Raw genomic sequence first — 23,814 nt, 5'->3', positions numbered from 1 at the left:
AGGCGAGAAGTTGTCTAATAAACTGGAGTTTGATCATAAAACGGCCGCTGAGTATGACAAAGGGATAAGACGAAATCTCCCTACATACGATCCAATGCTTCGGCTTTCGCAAACTTTTCTACGGGCAAACTTAAAAGAGGAAGCCTCTCTCCTAGTAGTTGGAGGTGGAGGAGGTAACGAGCTAAATGCTTTTGGACCTAGCAATACAGAATGGAAGTTTACCGTTGTAGATCCATCAAAGGCGATGCTTGAGGTGGCGAGGATGAAGGTAGAGCAACTGGACATGGATAATCGGGTCGAGTTCTTCAATGGAACAATTGAGTTAGTTCCTCCTGATTATACGTTTGATGCAGCAACATGTATCCTAGTCCTTCATTTCATACCGGAAGTAAAGGATAAGCTGGCACTCTTAAAACAAATTAGAGCTCACCTGAAACCGGGAAGCCCTTTTATACTCGTTAGTAAATATGGAGATCCGAATTCGTTAGAGTTTAAAGAACTGGTTAACCTTTGGAAAAATTACTGGCTAGATACGACGAACTTGTCAGAAGAGAAAGTAGAAGAGTTAATGAACGCAACATTAACCGAATCATCTATCTCTGAAGAAGAAATTCGAAACTTACTTTCTGAAGCTGGGTTTCACCGAATTGCAAACTTTTTCAAGACGAATCACTTTGGCGGTTGGATCTGTCATGCTTTATAAATTGCGAAGAAGTCTTGTTTTAAAAGAGAACTATAAAAACTATGCAGCTCTTGCACTAGCCCTAGTAAGTTTTTTTATCATATTTCTATCGTTACCAGACACATTCTCGTACTCGGCTAAAATCATGACCGGCATTATTACGTCAGGAATTATCTTATGGGCTTTAGAGCCTATTCCTATGGGTCTTACAGGTCTAATTATCTTATTGCTTATGCTTGTTCTCAAAGTAGCAGATACCTCCGTTATATTTAGTGGCTTTGCTTCGCCAGCTACTTATTTAATTGTAGCTGGAATGATGCTAGCAACAGCGGTGAATGAAACCTCTCTTATTAGAAGATTGACCTACAAGATTTTAATAAGGTGGGGAAGTCATGCGAAGGGCTTATTAGGAAGTATCATTATCATTCAGCAAATCCAAGCATTTTTTATTCCAACTACCGCGGTTCGAACTGCCTTAATAATGCCGGTTTCGAAAATGATTATCGAGATTGTTAATGCAAAGCCGGGAAGTAATTTAAGGAAAATGATTATGCTAGGAGTCGCCTATGGAGGGGTAATTAGCGGAACTGCAGTCATGACTGCTGCAATCGGTAATATATTAACGGTGGAGATTCTTAATCGTTTTGCAGGAGTGAACATCACGTATTTCCAGTGGTTCCTTTATACGTTTCCGTTATGGCTCATATTAATTCCTTCCATATGGATTCTTCTATTAAAGGTATTTCCTTTACCAAAAGAACAACAAAGCTTCCCTATGATTCAAGGCGAAATGAAAAAAAGACTAGAAGAATTAGGACCGGTCAATAAAAAAGAGATCAACTGTCTCATCATCTTAATTTTAATCGTTAGTTTATGGTTAACGGAACCGTTCCATGGCATGCATCCGAGCATTCCCGCTTTACTTGGTGTTGTTCTATTGACCCTCCCTCAAGTAGGAATTGCCTCTTGGGAAAAGGTGATTCAAATTAATTACAATACCGTATTGCTATTGAGTGTAACTTTATCAATGGGGTATGTGTTTGTCGACTCTGGTGCGGCGGATATAATTAGTAACTATTTGAGTGTAGATTGGTTTACAAATATTATTCAATATCCTTTATTGGCGGTACTGGTAGTTAGTGTGATGGCACAATTGTTCCATAAAATGATATCCAATGTTTCCACAGCAGTTGTGATTTTGGTTCCTATTATAATTAGCGTTGCTCAAAATGCAGGGCTAGACCCATTAACAATTGGCTTCGCAACTGGTTTATCGTGTGTCTTCGGTTATATGTTAGTTGTAGAATCGATGTCTAATGTAATCGCTCATAGCAGCGGAATGATTTCACAAAAAGACTTTTTAAAGCCTGGATTGTACGCAACTATTATAACCATTATCGCTACAGTCTTGGTTGCAGCGACGTGGTGGAGTTGGATTGGTTTAGTTTAAAATGTGAGGAGGAATGTAGATGTTGCCTTTACAAGATATTACCGTAGTATCGTTAGAGCAGGCCGTGGCAGCACCCTTTGCTACAAGACAATTAGCAGATCTAGGGGCCCGAGTGATCAAAGTGGAGAGACCGGGAATGGGCGATTTTGCACGTAACTATGACGACACAGTCAACGGTATGTCGAGTCACTTTGTATGGATCAACCGATCTAAAGAATCTTTGGCTCTTGATTTGAAACAAGAAGAAGCGAAAAAAGTTTTAGAAAAACTACTTTCTAAAGCCGATGTATTCATTCATAATTTAGCACCTGGTGCGGTAGATCGACTTGGTTTTAGTGCCGCAGAACTTAAAGAAAAGTTTCCACAGCTCATAATTTGCAGCATCTCCGGATATGGTAGTGACGGCCCATATATGAACAAAAAAGCATACGATTTGTTAATCCAATGTGAAGCAGGACTTGTGTCTGTAACAGGTACAGAAGATTCTCCATCTAAATCAGGAATATCAATTGCCGATATTGCGGCAGGAATGTACGCATATACTGGCATCCTAACAGCTATAATTGCTCGTTACAAAACGGGAAAAGGAGCAGTTTTAGAAGTATCGATGCTAGAGGCATTAGCAGAATGGATGGGCTATCCGATGTACTATGCTGGCTATGGGGAAAGTGAACCTAAACGAACAGGTGCCAGCCATGCAACTATTTATCCTTACGGCCCATTCAAGGCAGGCAACGATAAACTAGTGTTCATGGGTATCCAAAACGAACGGGAGTGGATCCATTTTTGCTCAAAGGTCCTAGGCAATCCTGACCTAGCAATAGATCCGCGCTTTAACAACAATTCAAATCGTGTGGCCAATAAAGACTCATTAAAAATCATCATTGAAGAAGTTTTTCAAAAGATGGATCCCGACCAAGTCATCCGCTTGTTAGAAGCAGAAAAAATAGCAAACGCACGCCTAAATACCGTAAACGATTTAATAGATCATCCTCAGCTAGAAGCACGTAATCGCTGGAGAGAGGTTGAATCACCAGTCGGAAAACTCAAAGCACTCTTACCACCCGTAACCTTTGACGAAATCGAATCCGTCATGAACCCTATACCTAACATCGGGGAGCATACAAAAGAGATTCTGAAGGAGTTAGGATATAGCGAGAGGGAGATTGTGTCGTTGGGGGTTTGAGGTTGGTGGGTTGGAGAGTTGGAGTTGTGTGTGTCCCTGTGTCAGACACAATTCTCGCACAATTTGTTTGGAGAAATTTGTTTGTATCCCTGTGTCACACACAATTCGTTTGCAGAAGCAGCTGGGGTGATACCTGGCTGCTTTTTTTGTTGTTTAGATGGGGAAATTGTGTGTGTCCCTGTGTTAGACACAATTCTCGCACAATTCGTTTGGGGAAATTTGTTTCTGTCCCTGTGTCACACACAATTCGAACAGGGTGACCGCTTATATATTTGATAGCGATTTGAGAGAGTTTTTGAGTTATCACCGCTCACAGAGATGTATCATCGGTAGATGAATTTTTCCCTTTGGAGCACAAAGCAAAGTAGCTCAAAGTGTTGAATGAAGAGAATATGCATGTATGTAGCAAGAACAACGTAAAGTGTTGCGGGAAAGTGTGAAAGTGTTGCGGAAATCGATCCAAGTGTTTCGGAAAAATGTGAAAGTGTTGCGCAAAGAGCCAAAAGTGTTGCGCGAATGAAAAGTGTTGCGGGAAAATATGAAAGTGTTGCACTTAATGCTGCAACTGTTGCAGAGAGAGTTGTGTGTGTCCCTGTGTCACACACAACTCCCACACAATTCAATTCGATCAAAAAAGTAGCCAGCATCCCACTGACTGCTTCTTTTTTATTTACAGTCCTATTAACGTCATGTCATTAAATATCATTATACGTTACTATAAAAACATATAATTCAGAAAAATCTATGAATAGGAGGGTGTCTATGAATGAAGGGGCAAAGATTGGGGTTGCTGGTAACGCGAAGGCTGGAAGAAAGAGTATTTTTAGCTATTTGGGGCCAGCATTAATTACTTCTGCTTTGGTGCTTGGGCCAGGGAGTGTGACGTTGTCTTCTAAGATTGGTGCAATTTATGGTGCACAGCTTGTTTGGACGTTGGTGTTGGCGGTTGTGCTGATGATGGTGTTTACAGAGATGAGCACGCGAATTGGGATTGCAGCTAAGGGGAGTTTCATTGGTGTGATGAAGGAAAAATGGGGATTCTGGTCTGGGCTGTTGATTGGGATTGGTGCATTTTTGGTTACAGCTTCGTTTCAGGCGGGGAATGCGATTGGAACGGGGATTGCCATTTCAACGGTAACTAATATGGATCCGACCATTTGGATTGTCGTGTTTACGGCCATTTCCATTGGGCTTTTATTTGCAAAGCAGTTTTATCAAATTCTAGAGAAGCTGATGCTTGTACTGGTTGTTCTGATGCTTTTGGCGTTTCTTATAACAGTCATTGTAGTAAGGCCGTCGATTGGGGAGATTTTTCAAGGATTTGTTCCTGTTATTCCGGATGGAAGTATGGGGCTGATTATCGCTTTATTTGCTACTAGCTTTTCGATAGTTGGGGCGCTTTATCAGTCTTATTTGGTTAAGGAAAAGGGATGGACATTGGCGGATGCTGCAAGTGGGAAGAGGGAGTCTTTCTTAGGTATTTTTCTGCTTGGATTTATCTCCTTCCTCATCATGATCACAGCAGCAACGATTCTCAAACCACAGGGGCTGGTTGTGAATGATGCTTCGGAAATGGGCTTGGCGCTCGAGCCGTTGTTTGGTAGCTGGTCGACGGTTGTGTTTATGCTTGGGCTGTTTGGTGCTTCGTTTTCGTCCTTGATGGGGAATGCAACGATTGGTGGGTCCCTGCTTGCGGACGGAGTTGGGGTAGGGAATAACCTTTCTAATATGAAGGTGAAGCTTTTCATTATATTAGTGATTTTATTTGGCTCGGTTATTGGAATTGTGTTTGGGTCTGCACCGCTCAATTTAATTGTTTTTGCGCAGGCGGTTACGATATTTGTTGTTCCGTTTATTGCGATTGCCATTTTAGTCGTAGCGAATGATAAGCGAGTGATGGGGGAGCTGAAAAACAAATGGCTTAGCAATTCACTCGGCATAATAGGGTTACTTGTATTAATTTATCTGGCATATAACAACGCAAACAATATCTTTTTTTCTTAAAAAGGAATGGGGGAAATTATGAAAACAGTTGAAGAGTTAGAGAATTTGATGACGCAGCCATCCGCTGCATTGATCGATGACATGGTGAAGCTAGACGGGAATATTATGATTTTAGGTATTGGTGGGAAGATGGGACCGACGCTTGCTGTGATGGCGAAGCGTGCGATTGATGAGGCCGGCTTGGATAAAAAGGTGATTGGTGTGTCGCGTTTTTCAAATGGCACGCTGCAGGCGGAGCTGGAAAGTGCAGGGGTTGAAACGATTGCCTGTGATCTATTAAACGAGGACGAACTAAAGAAGCTGCCTGTTGAAAAGAACATCATTTACATGGCTGGCAATAAATTCGGGACGACTGGCAACGAGCATTTCACATGGGCGATGAACACCTATCTGCCTGGTCGAGTTGCAGAGCATTTTAAGGGCTCTAATATTGTGTCATTCTCTACGGGAAATGTGTACCCGCTAGTGCCTGTGATTGGGAGCGGCTGCGATGAGAACCACCAGGTTGCTCCGGTTGGAGAGTATGGTCAGTCCTCTTTAGGAAGAGAGCGTGTGTTTACATATTTCTCAGAAAGAGACAATACGCCGCTTGCCATTTTCCGTTTGAATTACGCAATCGATATGCGTTACGGGGTTTTATTGGAAATAGCGAAGTCGGTTTATAATGAAAAGCCGCTGGATCTATCGATGGGGCATGTCAATGTCATCTGGCAAGGGGATGCGAATGAGTATGCGATTCGATCCTTGCTTCACGCGAGCTCGCCTCCAACCGTTATCAACGTCACTGGTCCGGAGACGCTTTCCGTACGCTGGGTTGCAAATGAGTTTGGCCGCTTGTTCGATAAGAAGCCTGTTTTTGAGGGGGCAGAACAAGAAAATGCACTCCTTAACAATGCGAGCAAGGCTCACCAGCTGTTCGGCTACCCGCGTGTATCGATTCGTGAAATGATTGAATGGATTGCAGACTGGGTCGCAAATGACGGAGAAACGATCAATAAGCCGACTCACTTCCAGGAGAGGAAGGGTGAGTTTTAAATGAAAGAAGAGTTAAAACAGCATCTACATGACGGGGCGTTCATTCCGGCGCATCCACTTGCGATCACGCAAGACAAAAAACTCGACGAAGAGGCACAACGCCGTTTAACTCGATATTACTTGGAGGCTGGCGTTGGCGGGGTCGCGGTTGGCGTGCATACTACACAATTTGAGATTCGAGATCCTCAGTTTGATTTGCATGAAACGGTATTAAAGCTTGCGATGGAGGAAATCAACAACGCAAAGCTGAATCGTCCATTCCTTAAAATTGCGGGTGCTTGTGGTAAAACAGAGCAGGCGGTAAAAGAGGCAGAAATCGCTAAAAGTTTTGGCTATGATATGGTACTATTAAGTAACGGTGGATTAAATGAATATTCCGAAAAAGAACTAATTGAACGTACGAAAGAGGTCGCTGCTATTATTCCAGTGTTCGGCTTTTATCTGCAGCCAGCTGTAGGTGGACGGGTATTCAGCTATGAATTTTGGGAGCAGTTCGCTGCAATCGACAATGTATTCGGTATTAAAATGGCTCCGTTTGACCGTTATTTAACGTTAGATGTGATTCGCGCAGTGAACGCCTCTCCGAGAAGAGACGAGATTGCGCTTTATACGGGCAATGATGACAACATCGTAGTGGATTTGTTCACCAATTATAATGATAAGCAAATCGTTGGCGGCTTGCTAGGGCACTGGTCTGTGTGGACGCATAAGGCAGTGGAGCTTTTTGAGCAAATAAAAGAAGCAAGGGCACAGGGTCAGATTGATCCAAAGTGGTTCAGCATTGCCCAGCACGTCACGGATGCCAATGCAGCATTCTTTGATTCGAGAAACGACTTTAAGGGAAGTATTGCGGGTATCAATGAAGTGCTCAGAAGACAGGGGCTTATGCAGGGGAACTGGTGCCTAATGGATCACGAGGTATTGAGTGAGGGCCAGCTAGAGGAAATCGATCGTGTGTACTACGCGTATCCAGAGCTGAACGACGATGCATTTGTAAAGGCTTTTTTGGAAAAGGAAAGTGTAGTAAACGGTTAAGCAATGGAGGCACATCGATTAGGTGTGTCTTTTCTTCTATTTCAAAGGGGGGAGAGGTATGGAGACAAACATAAAGGTGGGAGTTATAGGGCCGCAATGGATTCGCGAGACGATGGTTAGATGCTTTGGACTTTTTCCGAATATCCAACCGATTTTCCGTTTATCCGATGAAATAAAAGATGCAAGGCAACTGACGATAGAGCTCTTGGACAAGGTGGATTGCTTGTTTTATTCGGGAAGAATCCCTTATTTAGTTGCAAAGGAAGAAATACCGATAGAGACACCAGCCTTCTATATTCCACTGAAGGGAGCAGGACTCTATCAGTCTCTGTACAAGCTAAAGAGCAAGCAAAATTTCACGAACATTAGTCTGGACGGCATACAGGACAACTACATGGAGCTTATTAAAAGCAATTTAGAGGAAACGTTTACGTATCAAAATTTTCAAGAAATCGTCTATATGGAAAACAAAGATGACGTGGTGAATTTCCATCTAAGAAATGTAGAGGAGATACCTAATACGGTTGTCATAACTAGTCTCAAGCTAGTTAGTGAGCAGCTATCCGAGATGAATATTATAAACGAATGGCTAAAGCCTACGGACCAGGATATTATTGTGGCAATTGAACGAATGCTGCTCGCAACCAATCAACGAAAGCAAAAAGAGATGCAAATAATAGTAGGTCGAATCTTTATCGAAAATTCCTGTGATGCGAGTGAATTTATGTCCGAGCAGCAGGTACATACTCGAAATCATGCCATACACCGTATGCTTCTTCAATTTGCCGACCAAATAAATGGTTATCTGATAGCGCTTAGCAGTAGTGAGTATGTATTTATCACAAATCGAGGTATTTTCGAGCGGATTACAGAGGGCTATAAATATTTGCCAATTGTCGATGAGATGAAGAAAAAGCTAGAGGTGTCTTTATCAATAGGAGTCGGCTTCGGGTTTTCAGCGCTCGAGGCAGGATCGCATGCAAGGGTGGCACTCATTCAGGCACAGGAGCATGGAGGGGGCTGCTGCTTTATCGTTCGCGAGGATCGCAGCGTCTTTGGACCAATCGATTTGATTGTCCCGATGAAATATCCACTCACAGTGACGGATCAGCTGTTAATAAGTAAAGCAGAGCATATCGGCATGAGTGCAGCAAACATCCAAAAGACAATGGCAGTCATCAAGCGAAAGAAGGAAAATGAATTCACGGCGCATGAGCTTTCTTCTATTTTAGGTATTACACCAAGAAGCGCCCACAGAATAATCCAATCGTGGCTGGATGCCGAGCTCATCAAAATTATCGGGATGGAGAAAATTTCAAAGCGCGGTAGACCTAGACAAGTATTCGCACTCGTAACAACTGAAAGCTAGGAGGGACTCTATGAAAATAGGATTGATAGGACTAGACACTTCACATAGTGAAATATTCACTAGATTACTAAATAACCAAGATGATCCCCATCATGTACAAGGTGCAACCATCACCCACGTTATCCCGACATTCTCGGAGGATTTAGCAATTAGCTCAAGCAGATTTACTGACTTCTATCAAATTGTCATCAAGAAATACGGTGTAGCAGAGGTAGACACAGTTGAGAAATTAATGGGTGAGGTAGACGCCGTCATCATAGGGACAGTCGATGGGCGCAATCATCTAGACTGGTTCAAGGAAATTGTGCCTTATGGTAAGCCAGTGTTTATCGATAAGCCAGTCGTCATGAGCAGCAAGGAAATGGCAGAGGTGATTAGGTTAAGTAAAGAACACGCGACACCTGTCATGAGCTCCTCTGCTTTACGTTTTTCGGAGTCGGTTATGGCGGTCAAAGGGTCAGTAGACTGGAGCAGTGGCTATTTCTACGGACCAACGCCCATGCAGGAGCAGCTAACAGGATACTTCTGGTACGGTATTCACCTCGTCGAAATGGCGGTCACTCTATTCGGGACAGGCGTGGAAAAGGTGGGGGTCGAGCAAAAGGCTGATTGCCACCATGTTCATCTGACCTACAAGGATGGTCGACATCTCATCATTCGAGGTGAAACCGAATGGCACAGCCGTTTCGGTGCAGTATTGCACTCCGCGGATGATGTACAGACATTGAAGCTATGGGAGGAAGAGAAACCTTTTTACGCTGGCTTGGTTGAGCATATGGTAGAATTTTTTGAAACAGGGAAAGCAACCGTATCTTTAGAGGAGACGGCGGAGATTGTACGAATTATTGAAGAAATAAATAAGGGATTATGAGATGAAAAACACTATTCAAGCTATGCTTGGATGGTGTTTTTTAGAGAGATTTAGATACTAGGTGGTTAATTGAAAAGCATATAAAATTTATTTTTTTATAATAATCGTTCGTGTTTTAGGTTTGAAAAAGTTTAAATTTTATAAGGAAAATAGTATTCTTATGATTATTCCGAATGATATAATAATAAAGTTATAAAAAATGAACTTTAATCAAGGGGGAGAAAATTTGTTTAGTGGGAAAAGGATTGTAGCAAGTTTTTTAGTTGTGATTTTATTATTAGGGAATGGAATGTTTCTAAAACAACTTCCAGTACATGCGGAAGAGAAGGATATAAATATTACCCTTCTTGCAACTTCAGATATTCATGGGCGATTTATGCCATGGGATTATGCGATAGATGGTCCGAATGTAAGCGGGAGCCTAACGCAGCTATATACCATTATCAAGCAAGTGCGAGCAGAGAATCCAAACACCATTTTATTGGACAATGGTGATTTGATACAGGATAATTCTGCAGAGCTATTCAACGATCAGCCGTTATCTCCTATGACTCAAGCGATTAATGCGATGGGCTATGAGGCATGGACTTTTGGTAACCATGAATTTAACTTTGGTTTAGATGTGTTGGACAAGGTTTCTAGTCAGTTCAAAGGGCCTCGATTAGCTGGTAACGTATACAAGGAAAATGGGGAACGTTTTTTACCTGCTTATACGATTATCGAACGTGATGGAGTAAAGGTTGGAATCATCGGGATGGTCACTCCATTAATAACACAGTATGAAAAGGGTACGGATCATTTAGAGGGTCTAGTGGTCAAGGATCCTGTAGAGGAAACGAAAAAAGCAGTGAAAGAGCTAGAAGGTAAAGTAGATGTAATGATTGGTCTTTTACATATGGGTCTTGAAAATGAAAACGGTAATCCTGGAACAGGAGTAATGGACATTGCAAATGCAGTGCCAGAGCTAGCTGGTATTTTTGCAGGGCATAACCATGTGCTGATTAACAATGAAAATGTAAATGGTGTTGTAATTACAGAGCCTGCAAAATATGGTACACATATTTCAAGAATTGATTTAACCTTCTCCAAGGATGGGGAAAAGTTAACACTAAAGGATAAGGGTGCTTCCACAATTCCAGTGAAAGCGGCAGACGGAACTACTGTTAAGTCGGATGAAGAGCTGGAAAAATTATTGCAGCCTTACCATGAGTTCGCGCGAGCAGACGCAAATGTGGTGGTAGCACAATTAAAAGGGACAAACCTTGTTCCTCCAAATGAAATAGAAGGTATCCCAGCAGTACAAGTACAAGAAACACCTTTGTCGGACTTTTTCCATGAGGTGATGCTTCATTATAGTAATGCAGATGTGGTAGCTCATCAGATAGACAATGACAAAGCGTCCTTAAATGTTGGACCTATAAAGAAAAAAGACATTGCTTACAACTACCAGTTTGCTGGTGGAGAAGTTTCTGTCTATGAAGTAACAGGAAAAGATTTAAAGGATTATATGGAATGGGCAGTTGGCTATTTCAATACTACGCGTGATGGAGACGTGACAGTAAGCTTTGATAAAACTCGCCGTGCTTCCAAATACAGTACAAATGACTTCTTCGGTAATGTTAAATACGATATCGACTTATCCGAGGCACCGGGAAAACGTATTAAAAACCTTAAAAAGCTAGACGGAACTCTGATTAAAACAGAGGATCAATTAACTTTAGGGATGAATGCATATAGAATGGACTTTCTTCTATCTAAAGGACAAGCGTTAGAAGGGCGTAAGTTTAATATGACCTGGTCCTCCAAGGATGAAAGTGCCTATGGTGAAACTGGCGGTACCATTCGCAATCTTGCCATTAGATATTTAAAGGACGAGATGAAGGGCGAATATAAACCAACCATTCAAAACAACTGGAAAATCGTCGGTGTAGATACAAAATCTCCAGCACGAAAAGCAGTTGTAGAACTAGTCAATAAAGGAATTCTAACTGTACCTACAACGGAAGATGGAAAGTACACGAATATCGCATCCATCAATGTAAAGGATGCAATTACACAGCAGGAAATAAAAGAGCTATCAGCAAAGGCTAAAGTGGACTCCGCACAATTTGCAAAAGTAAAAACAACAGGTGAATTCTATTTAGCTTTAGCGAAAGCACTAAATAAACCAGAACCACCAAAGGATAAAGCTAAACCAGTTAAACCAGAAGCACCTAAAGATAAGCCGGCTAAACCTGAAACACCGAAGGATAAAGCTAAACCAGTTAAACCAGCAACACCAAAAGGAAAAGTAACAGCTTACCATTTGAATGTCCGCGCTCAAGCAGCAAACAGTGGAAAAGTGCTAGGAACCATTGCTAAAAACAAAGAAGTAGAAGTGCTTGGCAATGAAAAAGGCTGGTACGTCATTTCCTACAAAGGTAAAAAAGGATACGTGTACAGTAGATATATTGATTTACTAAAATAAATGGACTTAACACTCATTCGGGAATCCCGGATGAGTGTTTTTTTATATGGGTCGGTAGAACCTTGCGGAGATGAGAGTGAACCTTGCAGAGACGGTAGAACCTTGCGGAGACGGGAGAACCTTGCAGAGATGGGAGTGAACCTTGCGGAGACGAGAGTGAACCTTGCAGAGACGGACGAAAACCTTGCACAAAAGGGAAAACCCCTTGCTACACAAAAAATCCCCATGCCACCAACCGGCACAGGGACTAACTTAAACAAATCTACTCCATCGATAAATCCTGAACTATTTACATCCTTTCAAAGGAGTCTATAAGGTTGTAACGTCGTTCCCCATATATTGTTGCAGCTGTTGCTGATATTTATGAATTCGGTTGGAAGTACTAGCTATTGGATTCATAAGATATGTGTCATTTAGTAGGTTGTTGTAGCTTGGATATTTGTATTCGGGCTGCTTTAAAGTACTGGTTATATCGATCTTACTAGCCACACAAATATTCACATATACGATCTTGGCGAAATGCTCTTCAAAATAGAATGACTTTCGTAAAAAGGTGGATTCATTAGCCTCGAATAAGTCATCCAGTATAATATTTAATTTCTCCCTGGCAACTATAGCCTTGTTCATACTGGTAGCCCATTCATTAGAATATGTTTCAGTTAAAAGTTCTGAGAAAAACTCGGCTCTTGCTCGATTAAAAGAAACAAATCCTATCCACATAATATCTTGTTCTGAACTTTCAAGAGCATGGTCAAAGGCTTGCTGGGCTTCCCCCAAGTACATGATAGCTATCTGCCTAGATTCAGCAGTAATTCCACTTATATTTTCTCGAATTTCTTCTAAACTTGTGATTTCTAATAAATCCTTTGTAGAAAGGTTTAACTCTTTTGAAATTATATCCATGGCCTTTTGGCGATAGTACAGCCCTAAGTAATTATTGTAAATAGTTTTAGACACAGGATTTTTTAATAAACTTCCTCTTATCTCTAATATAGAAGCAGGGATATTATTGTTTTCGGTATTCACTAGCTTTTGATATTTCATTACATATTTTAAAAGCTGTATAGTTTCTTCAACCAATAAAAGATTTCCTGTGCTTATTGTCATTAAAGACTTTAAACGTTTATCGATTAATTTCAAAATCTCATCCATTTTCTTCGCGTTTTCTTTATGATTTGCATTGGAATCAGTAAACAGGGAAGGAAAGAACACAATTAGATCAATAAAGTATTGTAGGTTATTAGCAAATTCAATCGCAGATTTAGATTGCTTCTTATATAGAACGGTTAAATCTCCATATATTGCTTTTGATACGTCAGTAGCATTGGATTGAGCGTATTTTTTCATTAAAGAAGGAATAGAGGTAACATAATCCGGGTTTTCAAGCACATTGCCTTGCATTTTGTTAATAGCGTTAACGCTATCAATAGATACATAGGTTTTAAGTGCAAAATGAAAGGCAAGAATAGATACGACAATAGAAATTAAGGTTATAGAGAAATCCACGAAGTCAGCCGTATCCTTCATTTTAGAAATGCGTATGGCACTGTATACACATACAATAGAAATAAGTAGAAAGAAGATATAAATATGTCGAAGTTGTAGTTTTATCACAAAAATCTTCCTTTTAATGTTTTATCCCAATTATATCAGGAATGGTAAAACAGGGTAGATGGTTTTTTTATAAAAAGCTAGCTACATAATCAAAAAAATCCCCATGCCACCAACTGGCACAGGGACTAACCAAAACAATTCTACTCCACAATCTCTCCATCAAAAGCAGCTCGGTAAATCGCAGCAATCTCTTTTTCACCTAGCTCCAATGGACTGCGAGCCAAAATGCGCTTTTGTTTTGTTGCGTCTTCCGTCAAGCTTTCTAAGGAACTTTCCGGGATTTCGAAGCCTTGAAGGGTAGAAGGGATTCCTACGTCTTCTACTAATCTCTTTAGCTCAGCGACGCATTTATAGGATGCTTCCTCCTGAGATAGATTACTAGAGCTGAAGCCCATTGCTTCGTAAATATCTTTCATGCGTTTTTCGCAGCTTTTGCGTATGTAGCCCATAACATAAGGGAGTAGGACGGCGTTGGAATCTCCGTGGGCGATATGGAACTGACCGCCAAGCGGATAGGCGAGTGCATGAACACCAGCAACTCCTGCGTTGAAGAACGCTAACCCTGCTAAATAGCTGCCGTAGCTCATATCGGTACGCGCTTGTTTGTCTTTACCGTTCGATACAGCAGTGCGGATCGAATTGCTAATTAAGCGAATAGCCTGTAGCGCTAAAGCATCTGACACAGGACTAGCATTTTTCGAGATATACGCCTCAACTGCATGAGTTAGTGCATCAACGCCAGTAGCAGCAGTAACCTTCGGAGGCAATGAAACAGTCAATGCTGGATCGACAATTGCTACGTCTGCCAATAAATAATCATGCGTCACAACATCCTTCGTAGTCTCTAAAGATAGCACCGAAATATTAGTAACTTCCGAACCGGTTCCAGAGGTAGTAGGGATTAAAATCGTCGGTAACCCTTTATGCGTAATTTGCATAGAGCCAGTTAAGTTTAAATAATCCGCTACATTGCCTTCATGAGAAGCAATTACTCCTGCAAGCTTCGATAAATCGAGTGCACTGCCGCCGCCGACGCCGATGACCATGTCAAATGCATGCTCACGAGTATAGGAAACTAGCTTTTCGCCGATAGCTAAAGGGGGCTCAGGCACAACATCTGTATAAATATCAACCGTGTAGCCGGCAGATTCTAGCGGCTCCGAGACTTGATTCGTCAAACCGATATCCTTTAAAAATGGATCGGTGACAATCAGTATTTTTTTTACTTTAAAGCGTTCCACTTCAGCTAGGAGATGGGATAGTGCATCCCATCCTGTGTAGCTGATTGGTGTGAACGTAATTTTTTCTGACATACTGCTCACTCCTTATTGATTATTCCAAACAACAAGCTTCGTTTCCGTCATTTCGTGAATCGCGTATTTGATACCTTCCTTACCGGTACCGCTATCCTTCACACCACCGTATGGCATTTGGTCCACACGATACGTAGGAATGTCATTGATCATGACACCACCAACCTCTAAAAGCTTGGCTGCCTTAAACGCTGTCTTAATATCGTTTGTGAAAATACCTGCTTGTAGACCGAAGCTTGAATCATTGATTGCTTCAATTCCTTCTTCAATAGAAGAAATGCGACTCACGCCAACGATCGGAGCAAATACCTCCTGGCAAGAAACCTTGGAAATTGCATTCACATTTTTTAAAATCGTAGGCTGGAACACATCATTTTCAATCTTCCCGCCTGTAATAATTTCTGCGCCATGACCGACTGCTTCCTCGACCCACTCTAGAGCACGTTCCGATTCAGAAGTAGCGATCATTGCGGAAATGTCTGTAGCTGGATCGAAGGGACTTCCAACGACAAGCTTGTTCGTCATCTCACTAAATTGTTCAATAAATTCATCGAAAATTTCATCCATCACGTACGTACGCTGTAAAGAAATGCAGACTTGACCTTGATTGGAAAATGCACCCATCACACATTTTTGCACTACATTAGCAAGGTCTACATTTTTATCGATGATCAAACCAGCATTAGAGCCAAGCTCCAGCGCAACCTTCTTCAATCCAGCCTTATTGCGAATTCCTTTACCTACAGCAGGACTGCCGGTGAACGTAATCATCTTCACCTTGTCGCTTTCTACTAAAGCATCTCCAACCTCGCGTCCACTACCAGTCACGACATTAAAAGCGCCTTTTGGTAGAGCCGTTTGTTCTATCAATTCTGCTAAAAACAGAGCAGATAGTGGAGTCTGAGACGCAGGCTTCAATACGATCGTATTGCCAGCCGCAATCGCAGGTCCAACCTTATGTGCCACTAAATTTTGTGGGAAGTTGAACGGAGTGATAGCTCCGATAACACCGATTGGCTCCTCGATCGTATAGCCAAATCGATCCGCTCCGTTTTTTGCAGCGTCCATTGGAATCATCTCGCCGGTTAAACGCTTCGCTTCCTCGGCAGCAAACTTATACGTTTCAATCGTACGGTCAATTTCCCCGTACGCATATTTCAGTGGCTTTGCGGCCTCTAATGAAATAATTTTTGCAGCCTCTTCACGATGTACGGCGAACAGCTGAGCAATTTGCTCCAATATAGCAGAGCGCTCGAATGCTGTTAAAGCCGCCACTTTTTCTCGTGCACCATGTGCCACTTCAATTGCTTCATCCACTTCCTCACGCGTTGCCTGAGGAATTTTTGCGATCAGCTCTTTTGTATGTGGGGAGTAAAGCTCCGCAAATCTTTCAGAAGATTTCCATTCACCGTTTACATAATAGTTTTTTTCCATGTCGATCATCCTTTCATTCGTTACAGTTGTAACACTATTTTACCATGCGAGGATGCCATATATGTTTAGTCCGCCTTCTGATCCTTCATGAAGGTGTTGTCGACCTCACCTCTAAAGAAATGCTTACCGTAGATTAATAAACAAAGAATGATTCCTACAGCAAACGCCCAAGCAGCACCCTTTATGCAAAGCACGGCACCAATAATACCAGCGATACCTAAATCACGTTGACTGCGTGATTCTAAAATACCGACCTTAACACTAACATACCCTTGAATGAGTAAAGTTAAAGCCAAAGCTACCCCTAAAATTGGTTCTACTAAACTAACAATTGGAAGTAATAGTAAACCAGTATTAGTACCCCAACGGAAGGAGCCAACTCCGCCAAAAATCGAATCCATTGCTTTTCGTCCTTTTTTAAAACGTTCGATCATCACTACCTGCATAGCTGACCATAATGGACCACACATCGTTACGTCTGGACCTAAAATACTCATCGCACTATTACGAATTCCAAAGATTAAGTGAGCACGACTAGGATTGTATTCTACTTTTTCATCAGGACGTGCCGCAGCCCCTTCTTCCACTAATGCTTTCGTTTGTAGCACATCTCCGAACAACACGATATAAGCTGCTAGCACGGTAGGTAAACCAGTTAGGAACATCATCAGTGGTGGGAACCCTAAACCAAATATTGTATATTCGTTCCACAGTGTGACAAAATCAGGGGTTGAAAAGCCCCATTGAAGTGTTGGCCATGGTGCTTCTCCAAAAATCGGCGCGATGACCACCGCCAAAATAATTACAGGGAATATCCCGAGCTTAGCAATCGTCCCCCAAAACGGATTTCGGTTTTGGAAAGTAGCAAAATGGTTAGAGAATAATAGATAGAAAGCTATGCCGATTGCAATTGTGATCGTCCATGGGAAGGACTCAAATCTTCCACCGATTTGGAAAACAGAGATAACAGCTGCAAAACCTGCCCCAAGGATAACCCCTGATTTAATGGCAGGTGGGATTAGCTTAACAACCTTAGATGCGAGACCGGTTGAACCGAGCAGCAAGGAAAGAATCCCTAGCGTCATCTGGAAGGCAATTAAGGCATGAACCCGTTCTGCACCTTCAGGGAACTGCTGGCAATAAAGCATAATCAGCGGTATAGCTGGAGTAATCCATCCCGGAACTGCTGGGTCACCAAGTAAATGATGTAACAAATAAAAGATTCCGTTTAGTAATACGATTGCCATAGCAACCTCAAATGGCATTCCCAGCAACTCGATTAAAAGTGGAATAGCAGATAAGTCGACTGCACACATGAGCAAGCCTTGCACATAATCTGGCCATTCAAAACGGTAGTGAATAAAAGGTAAGCGGATCTTAAAAGGGCCCGCTGGTATGTATGGGGATTCCTCTCCATACTTTCGGTTTTTCCATAACATAAACTAAATCTCCTCCCAATTTTTAATGTAACCCCTTACATAAAACCCCTTTTGAATACGTAACCATTTTATTGGAAAGTAAAATGGTTACGTATTCATTGTTAGAGAAAAAATAAAACAAACCTGGCTTCATTAGTTTGTTTTAAGTGCTCTCGTCGTGCTTCTTTTAAATACTTTAACAGACTCCGTAATTTGTGTGCAACTATTTTTTTTATTTTCAATCATTTCTATCAATTCCTGAATAGCTAAAAATCCTAGATTCTCTTCAGAGATGCTACCCACTGTTGTAAGCTGAATGGACCCGTGCATACTCATATCCACGTTATCAATTCCTATAATACTCAAGTCATTTGGGATCGATAGACCGTGCTGAAAAGCTTCATCCATTAAAAATAACGCGAGCGAATCCGAGCCCCCACAAATCGCAGTAGGACGATCCTCTAAATTCTTCAGCTTTTCAAAAGCCAAGGCAATATCCTGTTTGGAAGTATCCGTATTAAAAATATACCTCTCAGATACATTTAGTTTAAAATCCTCCACAGCCTTCTTGTAGCCAAGATAACGATTATGGAAGGTACTAACAGACAATGGACCACCAACCCACGCAATCCTTGTATGACCCAGCTCCACCATATGCTGGACTGCTAAATAACCAGCTTGAAAATTATCGATTTCCACAAAATACTCATTGTTTTTATGCTTGCGGTTATAGGTGATAAATGGAATATTCATCCGCTTGAGCTTATCAAAAATAGGGTCATCTAATAAAATACAAGATAAAATAATGCCGTCAATTTTATGCTCAAAGGCAGTCGCATACGCCTCACTAAGCTTTTCATCGTTTACAAACTGTACGCTTACACGATATCCCATTTCATTCGCATAATTGACAATAGCAGTAGTACTGTCCACAAAAAATGGGTTATGTAGCGGTCCAGATAGAAGGGCAATCGACCCTGTCTTATTTTGAACCAAAGAGCGCGCATGAAGATTCGGCATATAGTTTAACTCATCAATCGCCTTCATTACTTTTTCAAGTGTGGGCTTCTTAACTAACTCCGGTGTATTTAAAACACGAGATACTGTCGTTTGGGAAACACCAGCATGCTTTGCAACGTCTTTCGATGATACCAAGACAAAACCTCCTTTTAGGTCTATTCTATATCGTTTCTCCCAGAAAAAGAAGGATTATAAATAAGCTTGTGGAAATAAAGGAAGGAGGGGAGAGGAAGAAATGTTCCAAACTATAATAGAACCAAGAGTCTCAGAAACCGATGGAGTAGGGCATATCAACAACACCACCATTCCGATTTGGCTAGAGGGTGGCAGAAACCAATTATTTACCCTCTTCAACCCGGATTTAAGCTTTCAAAATTGGAAAATGATTATCCTAAAAACAACCGTAGAATATAAAGCACAAATCTATTACGGAAAACAAGTAGAAATCAAATGCTGGATCAAACGAATCGGCAACTCCAGCCTCGAGCTATACGAGGAAATCTGGCAGGAAGGAAAACTAACCGTAGAAGCCAGTACAATCTATGTAAACTATAATGTGCAGGAGAATAAAAGCGAGGCAATCCCAGACGAGATTCGAAGAGAGCTGGAGAAGCATTTGTATGTGGGAGATTGAAGAAAATTGATCGGCATCAAACTCTTTAAAATCTAATCGGTGCATTCGAGCAAGCTCGAATGGCATTTCAGTCGTTGTTTTTAAGGTATATCTGGGCACTCCATTTCGAATCCATGTAATATATTACATAAATATCCCTGCGATACTACTTAATAGATACATAGGAATGACCTAGTATTATCATAGTAGTCTTTGTGATATAATGTCTATATAGTTCGAATTTTGAAGGGAATGTTTTCATGTTTAAACCAAACCAACCAAAGACATCCAATAGATTAAAAACAATACTAGAGTTCAGTGACCTATGGGAATTAGATCAACAGGAGCGCTATGTTTTCCAATACTATCACAATAAGCTAAAGGGATTAGACCCAAACCAAATTAACATCCATGGTGTGGCATTGCATAAAAATGATAACGGGTTTATTATGACTGCAATCATTCGTCACTCCCTACAAAAAACATTGAATATGGAAGTCATTAGATTAGTAGTTAGAGATAAGGATGGCAACGATATAGCCCGTAAGGAGTTCAATATGGAGGTATTCGGTCTATTAAACTCTTTAAGAGCACGTCCTTGGATATTTGAATTCGACAAGGATTCCTTGCTAGTGCCAGAGGAAGAAATCAAAGACAAAATGGAATTCGAAGTACTGTTTGAATACCAGCAGCCAGTTGTATCTGATTTTACATTACAATTAGACGAGAACTGGTCTAATGGGCTATCTCCAGAGCAGATTGCTTCACTTGAGGCTTCTTTAACTGCCATGGAGGCAGTTGAAGAAAACTCCTTATCAGTTAATGCCTTTCATTTTGCAGAAGTAGAAGACGGCGTCGAGGTATACGTATTACTACGCAACGGATACAAAGAAGAAATCACAATCAGCAACCTACCAGTTCAACTATTAGACGCGGCAGGCGATGTAGTTGCAAAACTAGGCTTCCCACTAGAACAATTTGCTGTAGGATCTCATCAGGCTAGACCAGTAAGTCTTCACTTCCCGAAAAACGTATTCCAAAAAGAATCACCAGACTTCAGTAGCTGGAACGTTCAGCTAACACCACAAAACTAATTCAAAACTCCCTACCGTTCACTTGGTGGGGAGTTTTTTTGTGGGAAAGATATAACTGGCAACGAAATTTCATGATATAATCCCTTTATTGTAAGAATATTGTAAAATAACTAATATCAATCATACAGGGCGATGAGCTCATTTACTCAGCGAGCAAGATTTAGAACAATCAAAGTAAAATTTACGACAATCAAGGCAAAATTTACGACAATAGGCAGCTAGATTACTACAATGAGCGTCTATTTTACTACAATGCTAACCCAGCTCGACCTACCAAGCTAGATTTACGACAATCCCGGCATATTTTACGACAATAGGTAGCTAGATTACAACAATCAAACGATATTTTACTACAATCAAATCCCAGCTCTCCAAGTGGAGCCTGATTTACAATAATCTCGGCATATTTTACAACAATAGGCAGCTAGATTACTACAATGAGCGTCTACTTTATTACAATGGCAACCCAGATCTACCCGCCAAGCTAGATTTACGACAATCTCGGCATAGTTTACAACAATAGGCAGCTAGATTACAACAATCAAGCGATATTTTACTACAATCAAGTCCCAGCTCTCCAAGTGGACCCGAATTTACGACAATCAAGGCAAAATTTACGACAATGGCCAGTTAGATTACGATAATCAAGCGATATTTTACTACAATCAAATCCCAACTCTCCAAGTCGAGCCCGATTTACGACAATCCCGGCATATTTTACGACAATAGGCAGCTAAATTACTACAATCAGCGTCTACTTTACTACAATCCAGCATTACTTTACTACAATCACGAGCTAACACGAAAAGAAGCACTTCAACGAGAGTGCTACTACTAAAAGTGATGCTCTTCAAGAGACAATCCCAATGAGGAGGACGACCATGACACACATTTTATACATAGAAGATGAAATAGATATAGGTACCTGGGTGACGAAGGATTTAACGGAAAGAGGATATGAGGTGACGTGGCTGAAATCTGGGGAGGATGCGGAGAAGTATGTTTCGCAGGTGGATCTTGCTATTTTGGATGTGATGATTCCAGGGCTGGATGGCTTTTCGATTGGAAGGCGGATGAAGAAGGAGAAGGGGGACCTGCCCATTTTAATGCTTTCGGCGCGGACGGCGGTGGAGGATAAGATAGAGGGGCTTCATTTTGCGGATGATTATTTGACGAAGCCGTTTCATCCGGATGAGCTGGTTGCTCGTGTCGAGGTCCTTTTACGGAGATACCAAAAGAATGAAGATGTATTGAAGCTTCAGCATCTGACCATACATACTAAGGATATGCGCATAGTGGACAATGAGACGAATGAAGAAATCCAGTTAACCGGTAAGCAATATCACCTGCTACAATTTTTTATTCGGCATCTCAATCAAATCCTAACGAAGGAACAGCTGTATGAAGGGGTTTGGGGAGAACGATATATCGAGGGGGATAAGACGCTGATGGTTCATATACGTTATTTGCGCGAAAGAATTGAGCGGAACCCGGCGAAGCCGACCATCATTGAAACTATCCGTGGAATTGGATACAGGGTAAAACTATGAAGAGATTATTCCAATCCTTATTAGCGAAGTATATGCTACTGATTTTGTTAGCGATGTTTATCGTTCAGGCTGCTTACTTGATTATTGCCTTGTTTGTGTTTGGGGTTTCCTATAATTCTGGGGAAACGCAAAATAAAGGTGCGGTTGAGGAAAGTGCAGTAGAGGACAAATGGCATCAGGAAGCAAACGCAATGCAAAACGCCACAACCGAATCCGTTCAACAGGTTTTTGAACGTTGGAAGGAGCAGTATCCACGAGCATCCATGTTTTGGGTGGATGGACAAGGGAAACTCGCGAGCCAAAAGGATGCACAGGATGGGCTTCCTGCAGAGTGGTCGCCTGCCTATACGGCAAAGTTTATCAAACAGCGTTATGGAGGGAACCCTTTTACGGTTATTGCGTTTGTTGGACAAGATGAGACGAACGGCTTCGTTGTACTCGAGCTGCCAAGGTCCGAGTTTGATCCGCCACTTGCCAATATGTATGACAGATATGGACTCATTTTCATAACAGGTGTGATGGCTATCATTTTCCTGTTCCTATTCATGTCCTTTCTATTCTTTAGAAGCATTCGAAAGCGGTTATTGCATTTACAGGAGGCAATGGAAATACGGGATGTAGACGGGCTGCCAATTGGGATTCCGGTGAAAAAGAAGGACGAGATCGGACAGCTTGAAAAGACATTCAATCAAATGGTAGGTGAGCTGAGGGAGAGCAAGCAGCGCGAACAGAAAGAGGAGCAGCTACGTCGAGAGCTGATCGCCAATCTGTCTCATGATTTGCGAACTCCGTTAACGAAAATAAGAGCTCAAGCGTATTCGATTGCAAAAGAGGATTTATCTGACGAAGGAAAGAAAGCGATCCAATCGCTTGAGTCCTCGGTTGTGAATGTGGACAGACTCATTGAAAATCTGATGTCGTATACGCTACTCATGGCTAGTAAATACAAATTTGAGTCGAAGGAAATGGACGTTGTCCGCTATGTAAAGGAATGTCTAGCTTTATGGTATCCCGTATTCGAAAAGGAAGGGTTTGAAGTGGACGTCCACTTAGTTCCTTTTGAACAAAAGAACTGGAGGATCGACCCGATTTGGTTAGGGAGCATACTAGATAATTTATTGCAAAACGTGCTTCGACATGCAAAAAATGGGGCTTATGTTTACGTCAAAACGGAAACTACCGACCAATACGATGCTATTGTTATTTCCGACAGAGGAAAAGGCATGAAAAACGAATCCGATGAAGCTGGAGCAGGAATCGGCTTGTCCATCGTCGATATGATGGTGAAGGGCATGAAGCTGGACTGGGACATGGAGTCTAGTGAAAATGGAACGACTATCAAATTGAAAAAATACAAGTAATGGTGTAGGAGAATAACTGAATAAGTAACCGAAAAACGCATAGATCCTTACGTCTATGCGTTTTATTCTGCATATTTCACATTGTACAATCGGGATTCTTGTTAACACTCTAGGTACCAGAATCTACAAGGGTGATAAGCCTACCAAGGTGGCCTTTTTAATTGGAATCGGTCGGTTTTTGCTCATAATCGGTCGGTTCGGGTCAAAAATCGGTCGGTTTCCTCGAATAATCGGTCGGTTCGGATCAATAATCGGTCGGTTTTCTCGAATAATCGGTCGGTCGACGAAGATCAAATAA

Annotated in this window: 19 protein-coding genes; 14 read left to right on the top strand and 5 right to left on the bottom strand. The window is 41.6% G+C overall.

The genetic code is table 11. The features are described 5' to 3' along the window. Positions 1 to 10: 10 nt before the first annotated feature. The 10 genes from Q0371_RS13990 to Q0371_RS13945 all read left to right on the top strand — a co-directional run bounded on the left by Q0371_RS13990 (position 11) and on the right by Q0371_RS13945 (position 12,414). Positions 11 to 703 (top strand): class I SAM-dependent methyltransferase, encoded by a 693-nt coding sequence (locus Q0371_RS13990; RefSeq protein ID WP_298472092.1) that lies wholly within the window; start codon positions 11 to 13, stop codon positions 701 to 703. Continuing rightward, positions 693 to 2,132 carry a DASS family sodium-coupled anion symporter gene (locus Q0371_RS13985; RefSeq protein ID WP_298472090.1) on the top strand — a complete coding sequence of 480 codons (1,440 nt, stop codon included), beginning with the start codon at positions 693 to 695 and terminating at the stop codon, positions 2,130 to 2,132. Before Q0371_RS13990 ends, Q0371_RS13985 begins: the two co-directional genes overlap by 11 nt. A 19-nt stretch (positions 2,133 to 2,151) precedes the next feature. Further along, entirely contained in the window at positions 2,152 to 3,318 is a 1,167-nt protein-coding gene (locus tag Q0371_RS13980; RefSeq protein ID WP_298472088.1) for a CaiB/BaiF CoA-transferase family protein, read from the top strand. 762 nt (positions 3,319 to 4,080) lie between these two features. After that, positions 4,081 to 5,322 (top strand): Nramp family divalent metal transporter, encoded by a 1,242-nt coding sequence (locus Q0371_RS13975; RefSeq protein WP_298472086.1) that lies wholly within the window; start codon positions 4,081 to 4,083, stop codon positions 5,320 to 5,322. Between the two features lie 18 nt (positions 5,323 to 5,340). Then, positions 5,341 to 6,357: an NAD(P)-dependent oxidoreductase gene (locus tag Q0371_RS13970; protein ID WP_298472084.1), complete on the top strand. Its 1,017-nt coding sequence runs from the start codon at positions 5,341 to 5,343 to the stop codon at positions 6,355 to 6,357. Then, on the top strand, positions 6,358 to 7,392 hold the full coding sequence (locus tag Q0371_RS13965) for a dihydrodipicolinate synthase family protein (protein WP_298472082.1): 1,035 nt from the start codon (positions 6,358 to 6,360) through the stop codon (positions 7,390 to 7,392). 58 nt (positions 7,393 to 7,450) lie between these two features. After that, positions 7,451 to 8,761 (top strand): hypothetical protein, encoded by a 1,311-nt coding sequence (locus Q0371_RS13960; RefSeq protein ID WP_298472080.1) that lies wholly within the window; start codon positions 7,451 to 7,453, stop codon positions 8,759 to 8,761. A gap of 10 nt (positions 8,762 to 8,771) precedes the next feature. Beyond that, a complete protein-coding gene (locus tag Q0371_RS13955) occupies positions 8,772 to 9,632 on the top strand; it encodes a Gfo/Idh/MocA family oxidoreductase (RefSeq protein ID WP_298472078.1) in 861 nt (286 codons plus the stop codon). A gap of 199 nt (positions 9,633 to 9,831) precedes the next feature. After that, entirely contained in the window at positions 9,832 to 12,099 is a 2,268-nt protein-coding gene (locus tag Q0371_RS13950) for a 5'-nucleotidase C-terminal domain-containing protein (RefSeq protein WP_298472076.1), read from the top strand. 30 nt (positions 12,100 to 12,129) lie between these two features. Beyond that, positions 12,130 to 12,414, top strand: a complete 285-nt coding sequence (locus tag Q0371_RS13945) for a hypothetical protein (protein WP_298472074.1) — start codon at positions 12,130 to 12,132, stop codon at positions 12,412 to 12,414. Here Q0371_RS13945 and Q0371_RS13940 read toward each other — a convergent pair. From Q0371_RS13940 to Q0371_RS13920, 5 genes are all read right to left on the bottom strand, one after another. Continuing rightward, positions 12,409 to 13,713 (bottom strand): hypothetical protein, encoded by a 1,305-nt coding sequence (locus Q0371_RS13940; protein ID WP_298472072.1) that lies wholly within the window; start codon positions 13,711 to 13,713, stop codon positions 12,409 to 12,411. The two genes, Q0371_RS13945 and Q0371_RS13940, sit on opposite strands and share 6 nt — an antisense overlap. 140 nt (positions 13,714 to 13,853) lie before the next feature. Beyond that, positions 13,854 to 15,026: an iron-containing alcohol dehydrogenase gene (locus tag Q0371_RS13935; RefSeq protein WP_298472070.1), complete on the bottom strand. Its 1,173-nt coding sequence runs from the start codon at positions 15,024 to 15,026 to the stop codon at positions 13,854 to 13,856. A 12-nt stretch (positions 15,027 to 15,038) separates the two neighbouring features. After that, a complete protein-coding gene (locus tag Q0371_RS13930) occupies positions 15,039 to 16,460 on the bottom strand; it encodes an aldehyde dehydrogenase family protein (protein WP_298472068.1) in 1,422 nt (473 codons plus the stop codon). A 65-nt stretch (positions 16,461 to 16,525) separates the two neighbouring features. Further along, complete coding sequence (locus tag Q0371_RS13925) at positions 16,526 to 17,899, bottom strand: hypothetical protein (RefSeq protein WP_298472066.1); 1,374 nt, start codon at positions 17,897 to 17,899, stop codon at positions 16,526 to 16,528. 132 nt (positions 17,900 to 18,031) lie between these two features. Next, entirely contained in the window at positions 18,032 to 19,033 is a 1,002-nt protein-coding gene (locus Q0371_RS13920; RefSeq protein ID WP_298472064.1) for a LacI family DNA-binding transcriptional regulator, read from the bottom strand. Between the two features lie 100 nt (positions 19,034 to 19,133). On the opposite strand from Q0371_RS13920, the gene Q0371_RS13915 reads away from it, so the two are divergent. The 4 genes from Q0371_RS13915 (at position 19,134) to Q0371_RS13900 (ending at position 23,516) form a co-directional block, all read left to right on the top strand. Further along, positions 19,134 to 19,532, top strand: coding sequence for a thioesterase family protein (locus Q0371_RS13915; RefSeq protein WP_298472062.1), 399 nt, complete (start codon positions 19,134 to 19,136; stop codon positions 19,530 to 19,532). Between the two features lie 239 nt (positions 19,533 to 19,771). Beyond that, positions 19,772 to 20,605 carry an SLAP domain-containing protein gene (locus Q0371_RS13910; RefSeq protein ID WP_298472060.1) on the top strand — a complete coding sequence of 278 codons (834 nt, stop codon included), beginning with the start codon at positions 19,772 to 19,774 and terminating at the stop codon, positions 20,603 to 20,605. Positions 20,606 to 21,486: 881 nt separating this feature from the next. Beyond that, positions 21,487 to 22,155, top strand: a complete 669-nt coding sequence (locus Q0371_RS13905) for a response regulator transcription factor (protein WP_298472150.1) — start codon at positions 21,487 to 21,489, stop codon at positions 22,153 to 22,155. Beyond that, a complete protein-coding gene (locus tag Q0371_RS13900) occupies positions 22,152 to 23,516 on the top strand; it encodes a HAMP domain-containing sensor histidine kinase (protein WP_298472058.1) in 1,365 nt (454 codons plus the stop codon). Before Q0371_RS13905 ends, Q0371_RS13900 begins: the two co-directional genes overlap by 4 nt. Positions 23,517 to 23,814: the final 298 nt, after the last annotated feature.

The sequence above is a fragment of the uncultured Psychrobacillus sp. genome, assembly GCF_938022135.1.
Lineage (GTDB): Bacteria > Bacillota > Bacilli > Bacillales_A > Planococcaceae > Psychrobacillus.
The sequence above is the reverse complement of the archived record's forward strand: the minus strand, read 5'-3'. Positions and strand labels throughout refer to the sequence as shown.

Bases quoted from the DNA above. Each gene is read 5' to 3' on its own strand.
- Q0371_RS13985 (WP_298472090.1), top strand. From the start codon at position 693: ATGCTTTATAAATTGCGAAGAAGTCTTGTTTTAAAAGAGAACTATAAA.
- Q0371_RS13980 (WP_298472088.1), top strand. From the start codon at position 2,152: ATGTTGCCTTTACAAGATATTACCGTAGTATCGTTAGAGCAGGCCGTG.
- Q0371_RS13975 (WP_298472086.1), top strand. From the start codon at position 4,081: ATGAATGAAGGGGCAAAGATTGGGGTTGCTGGTAACGCGAAGGCTGGA.
- Q0371_RS13970 (WP_298472084.1), top strand. From the start codon at position 5,341: ATGAAAACAGTTGAAGAGTTAGAGAATTTGATGACGCAGCCATCCGCT.
- Q0371_RS13965 (WP_298472082.1), top strand. From the start codon at position 6,358: ATGAAAGAAGAGTTAAAACAGCATCTACATGACGGGGCGTTCATTCCG.
- Q0371_RS13960 (WP_298472080.1), top strand. From the start codon at position 7,451: ATGGAGACAAACATAAAGGTGGGAGTTATAGGGCCGCAATGGATTCGC.
- Q0371_RS13955 (WP_298472078.1), top strand. From the start codon at position 8,772: ATGAAAATAGGATTGATAGGACTAGACACTTCACATAGTGAAATATTC.
- Q0371_RS13950 (WP_298472076.1), top strand. From the start codon at position 9,832: ATGAACTTTAATCAAGGGGGAGAAAATTTGTTTAGTGGGAAAAGGATT.
- Q0371_RS13945 (WP_298472074.1), top strand. From the start codon at position 12,130: ATGAGTGTTTTTTTATATGGGTCGGTAGAACCTTGCGGAGATGAGAGT.
- Q0371_RS13935 (WP_298472070.1), bottom strand. From the start codon at position 15,026: ATGTCAGAAAAAATTACGTTCACACCAATCAGCTACACAGGATGGGAT.
- Q0371_RS13930 (WP_298472068.1), bottom strand. From the start codon at position 16,460: ATGGAAAAAAACTATTATGTAAACGGTGAATGGAAATCTTCTGAAAGA.
- Q0371_RS13925 (WP_298472066.1), bottom strand. From the start codon at position 17,899: ATGTTATGGAAAAACCGAAAGTATGGAGAGGAATCCCCATACATACCA.
- Q0371_RS13915 (WP_298472062.1), top strand. From the start codon at position 19,134: ATGTTCCAAACTATAATAGAACCAAGAGTCTCAGAAACCGATGGAGTA.
- Q0371_RS13910 (WP_298472060.1), top strand. From the start codon at position 19,772: ATGTTTAAACCAAACCAACCAAAGACATCCAATAGATTAAAAACAATA.
- Q0371_RS13905 (WP_298472150.1), top strand. From the start codon at position 21,487: ATGACACACATTTTATACATAGAAGATGAAATAGATATAGGTACCTGG.
- Q0371_RS13900 (WP_298472058.1), top strand. From the start codon at position 22,152: ATGAAGAGATTATTCCAATCCTTATTAGCGAAGTATATGCTACTGATT.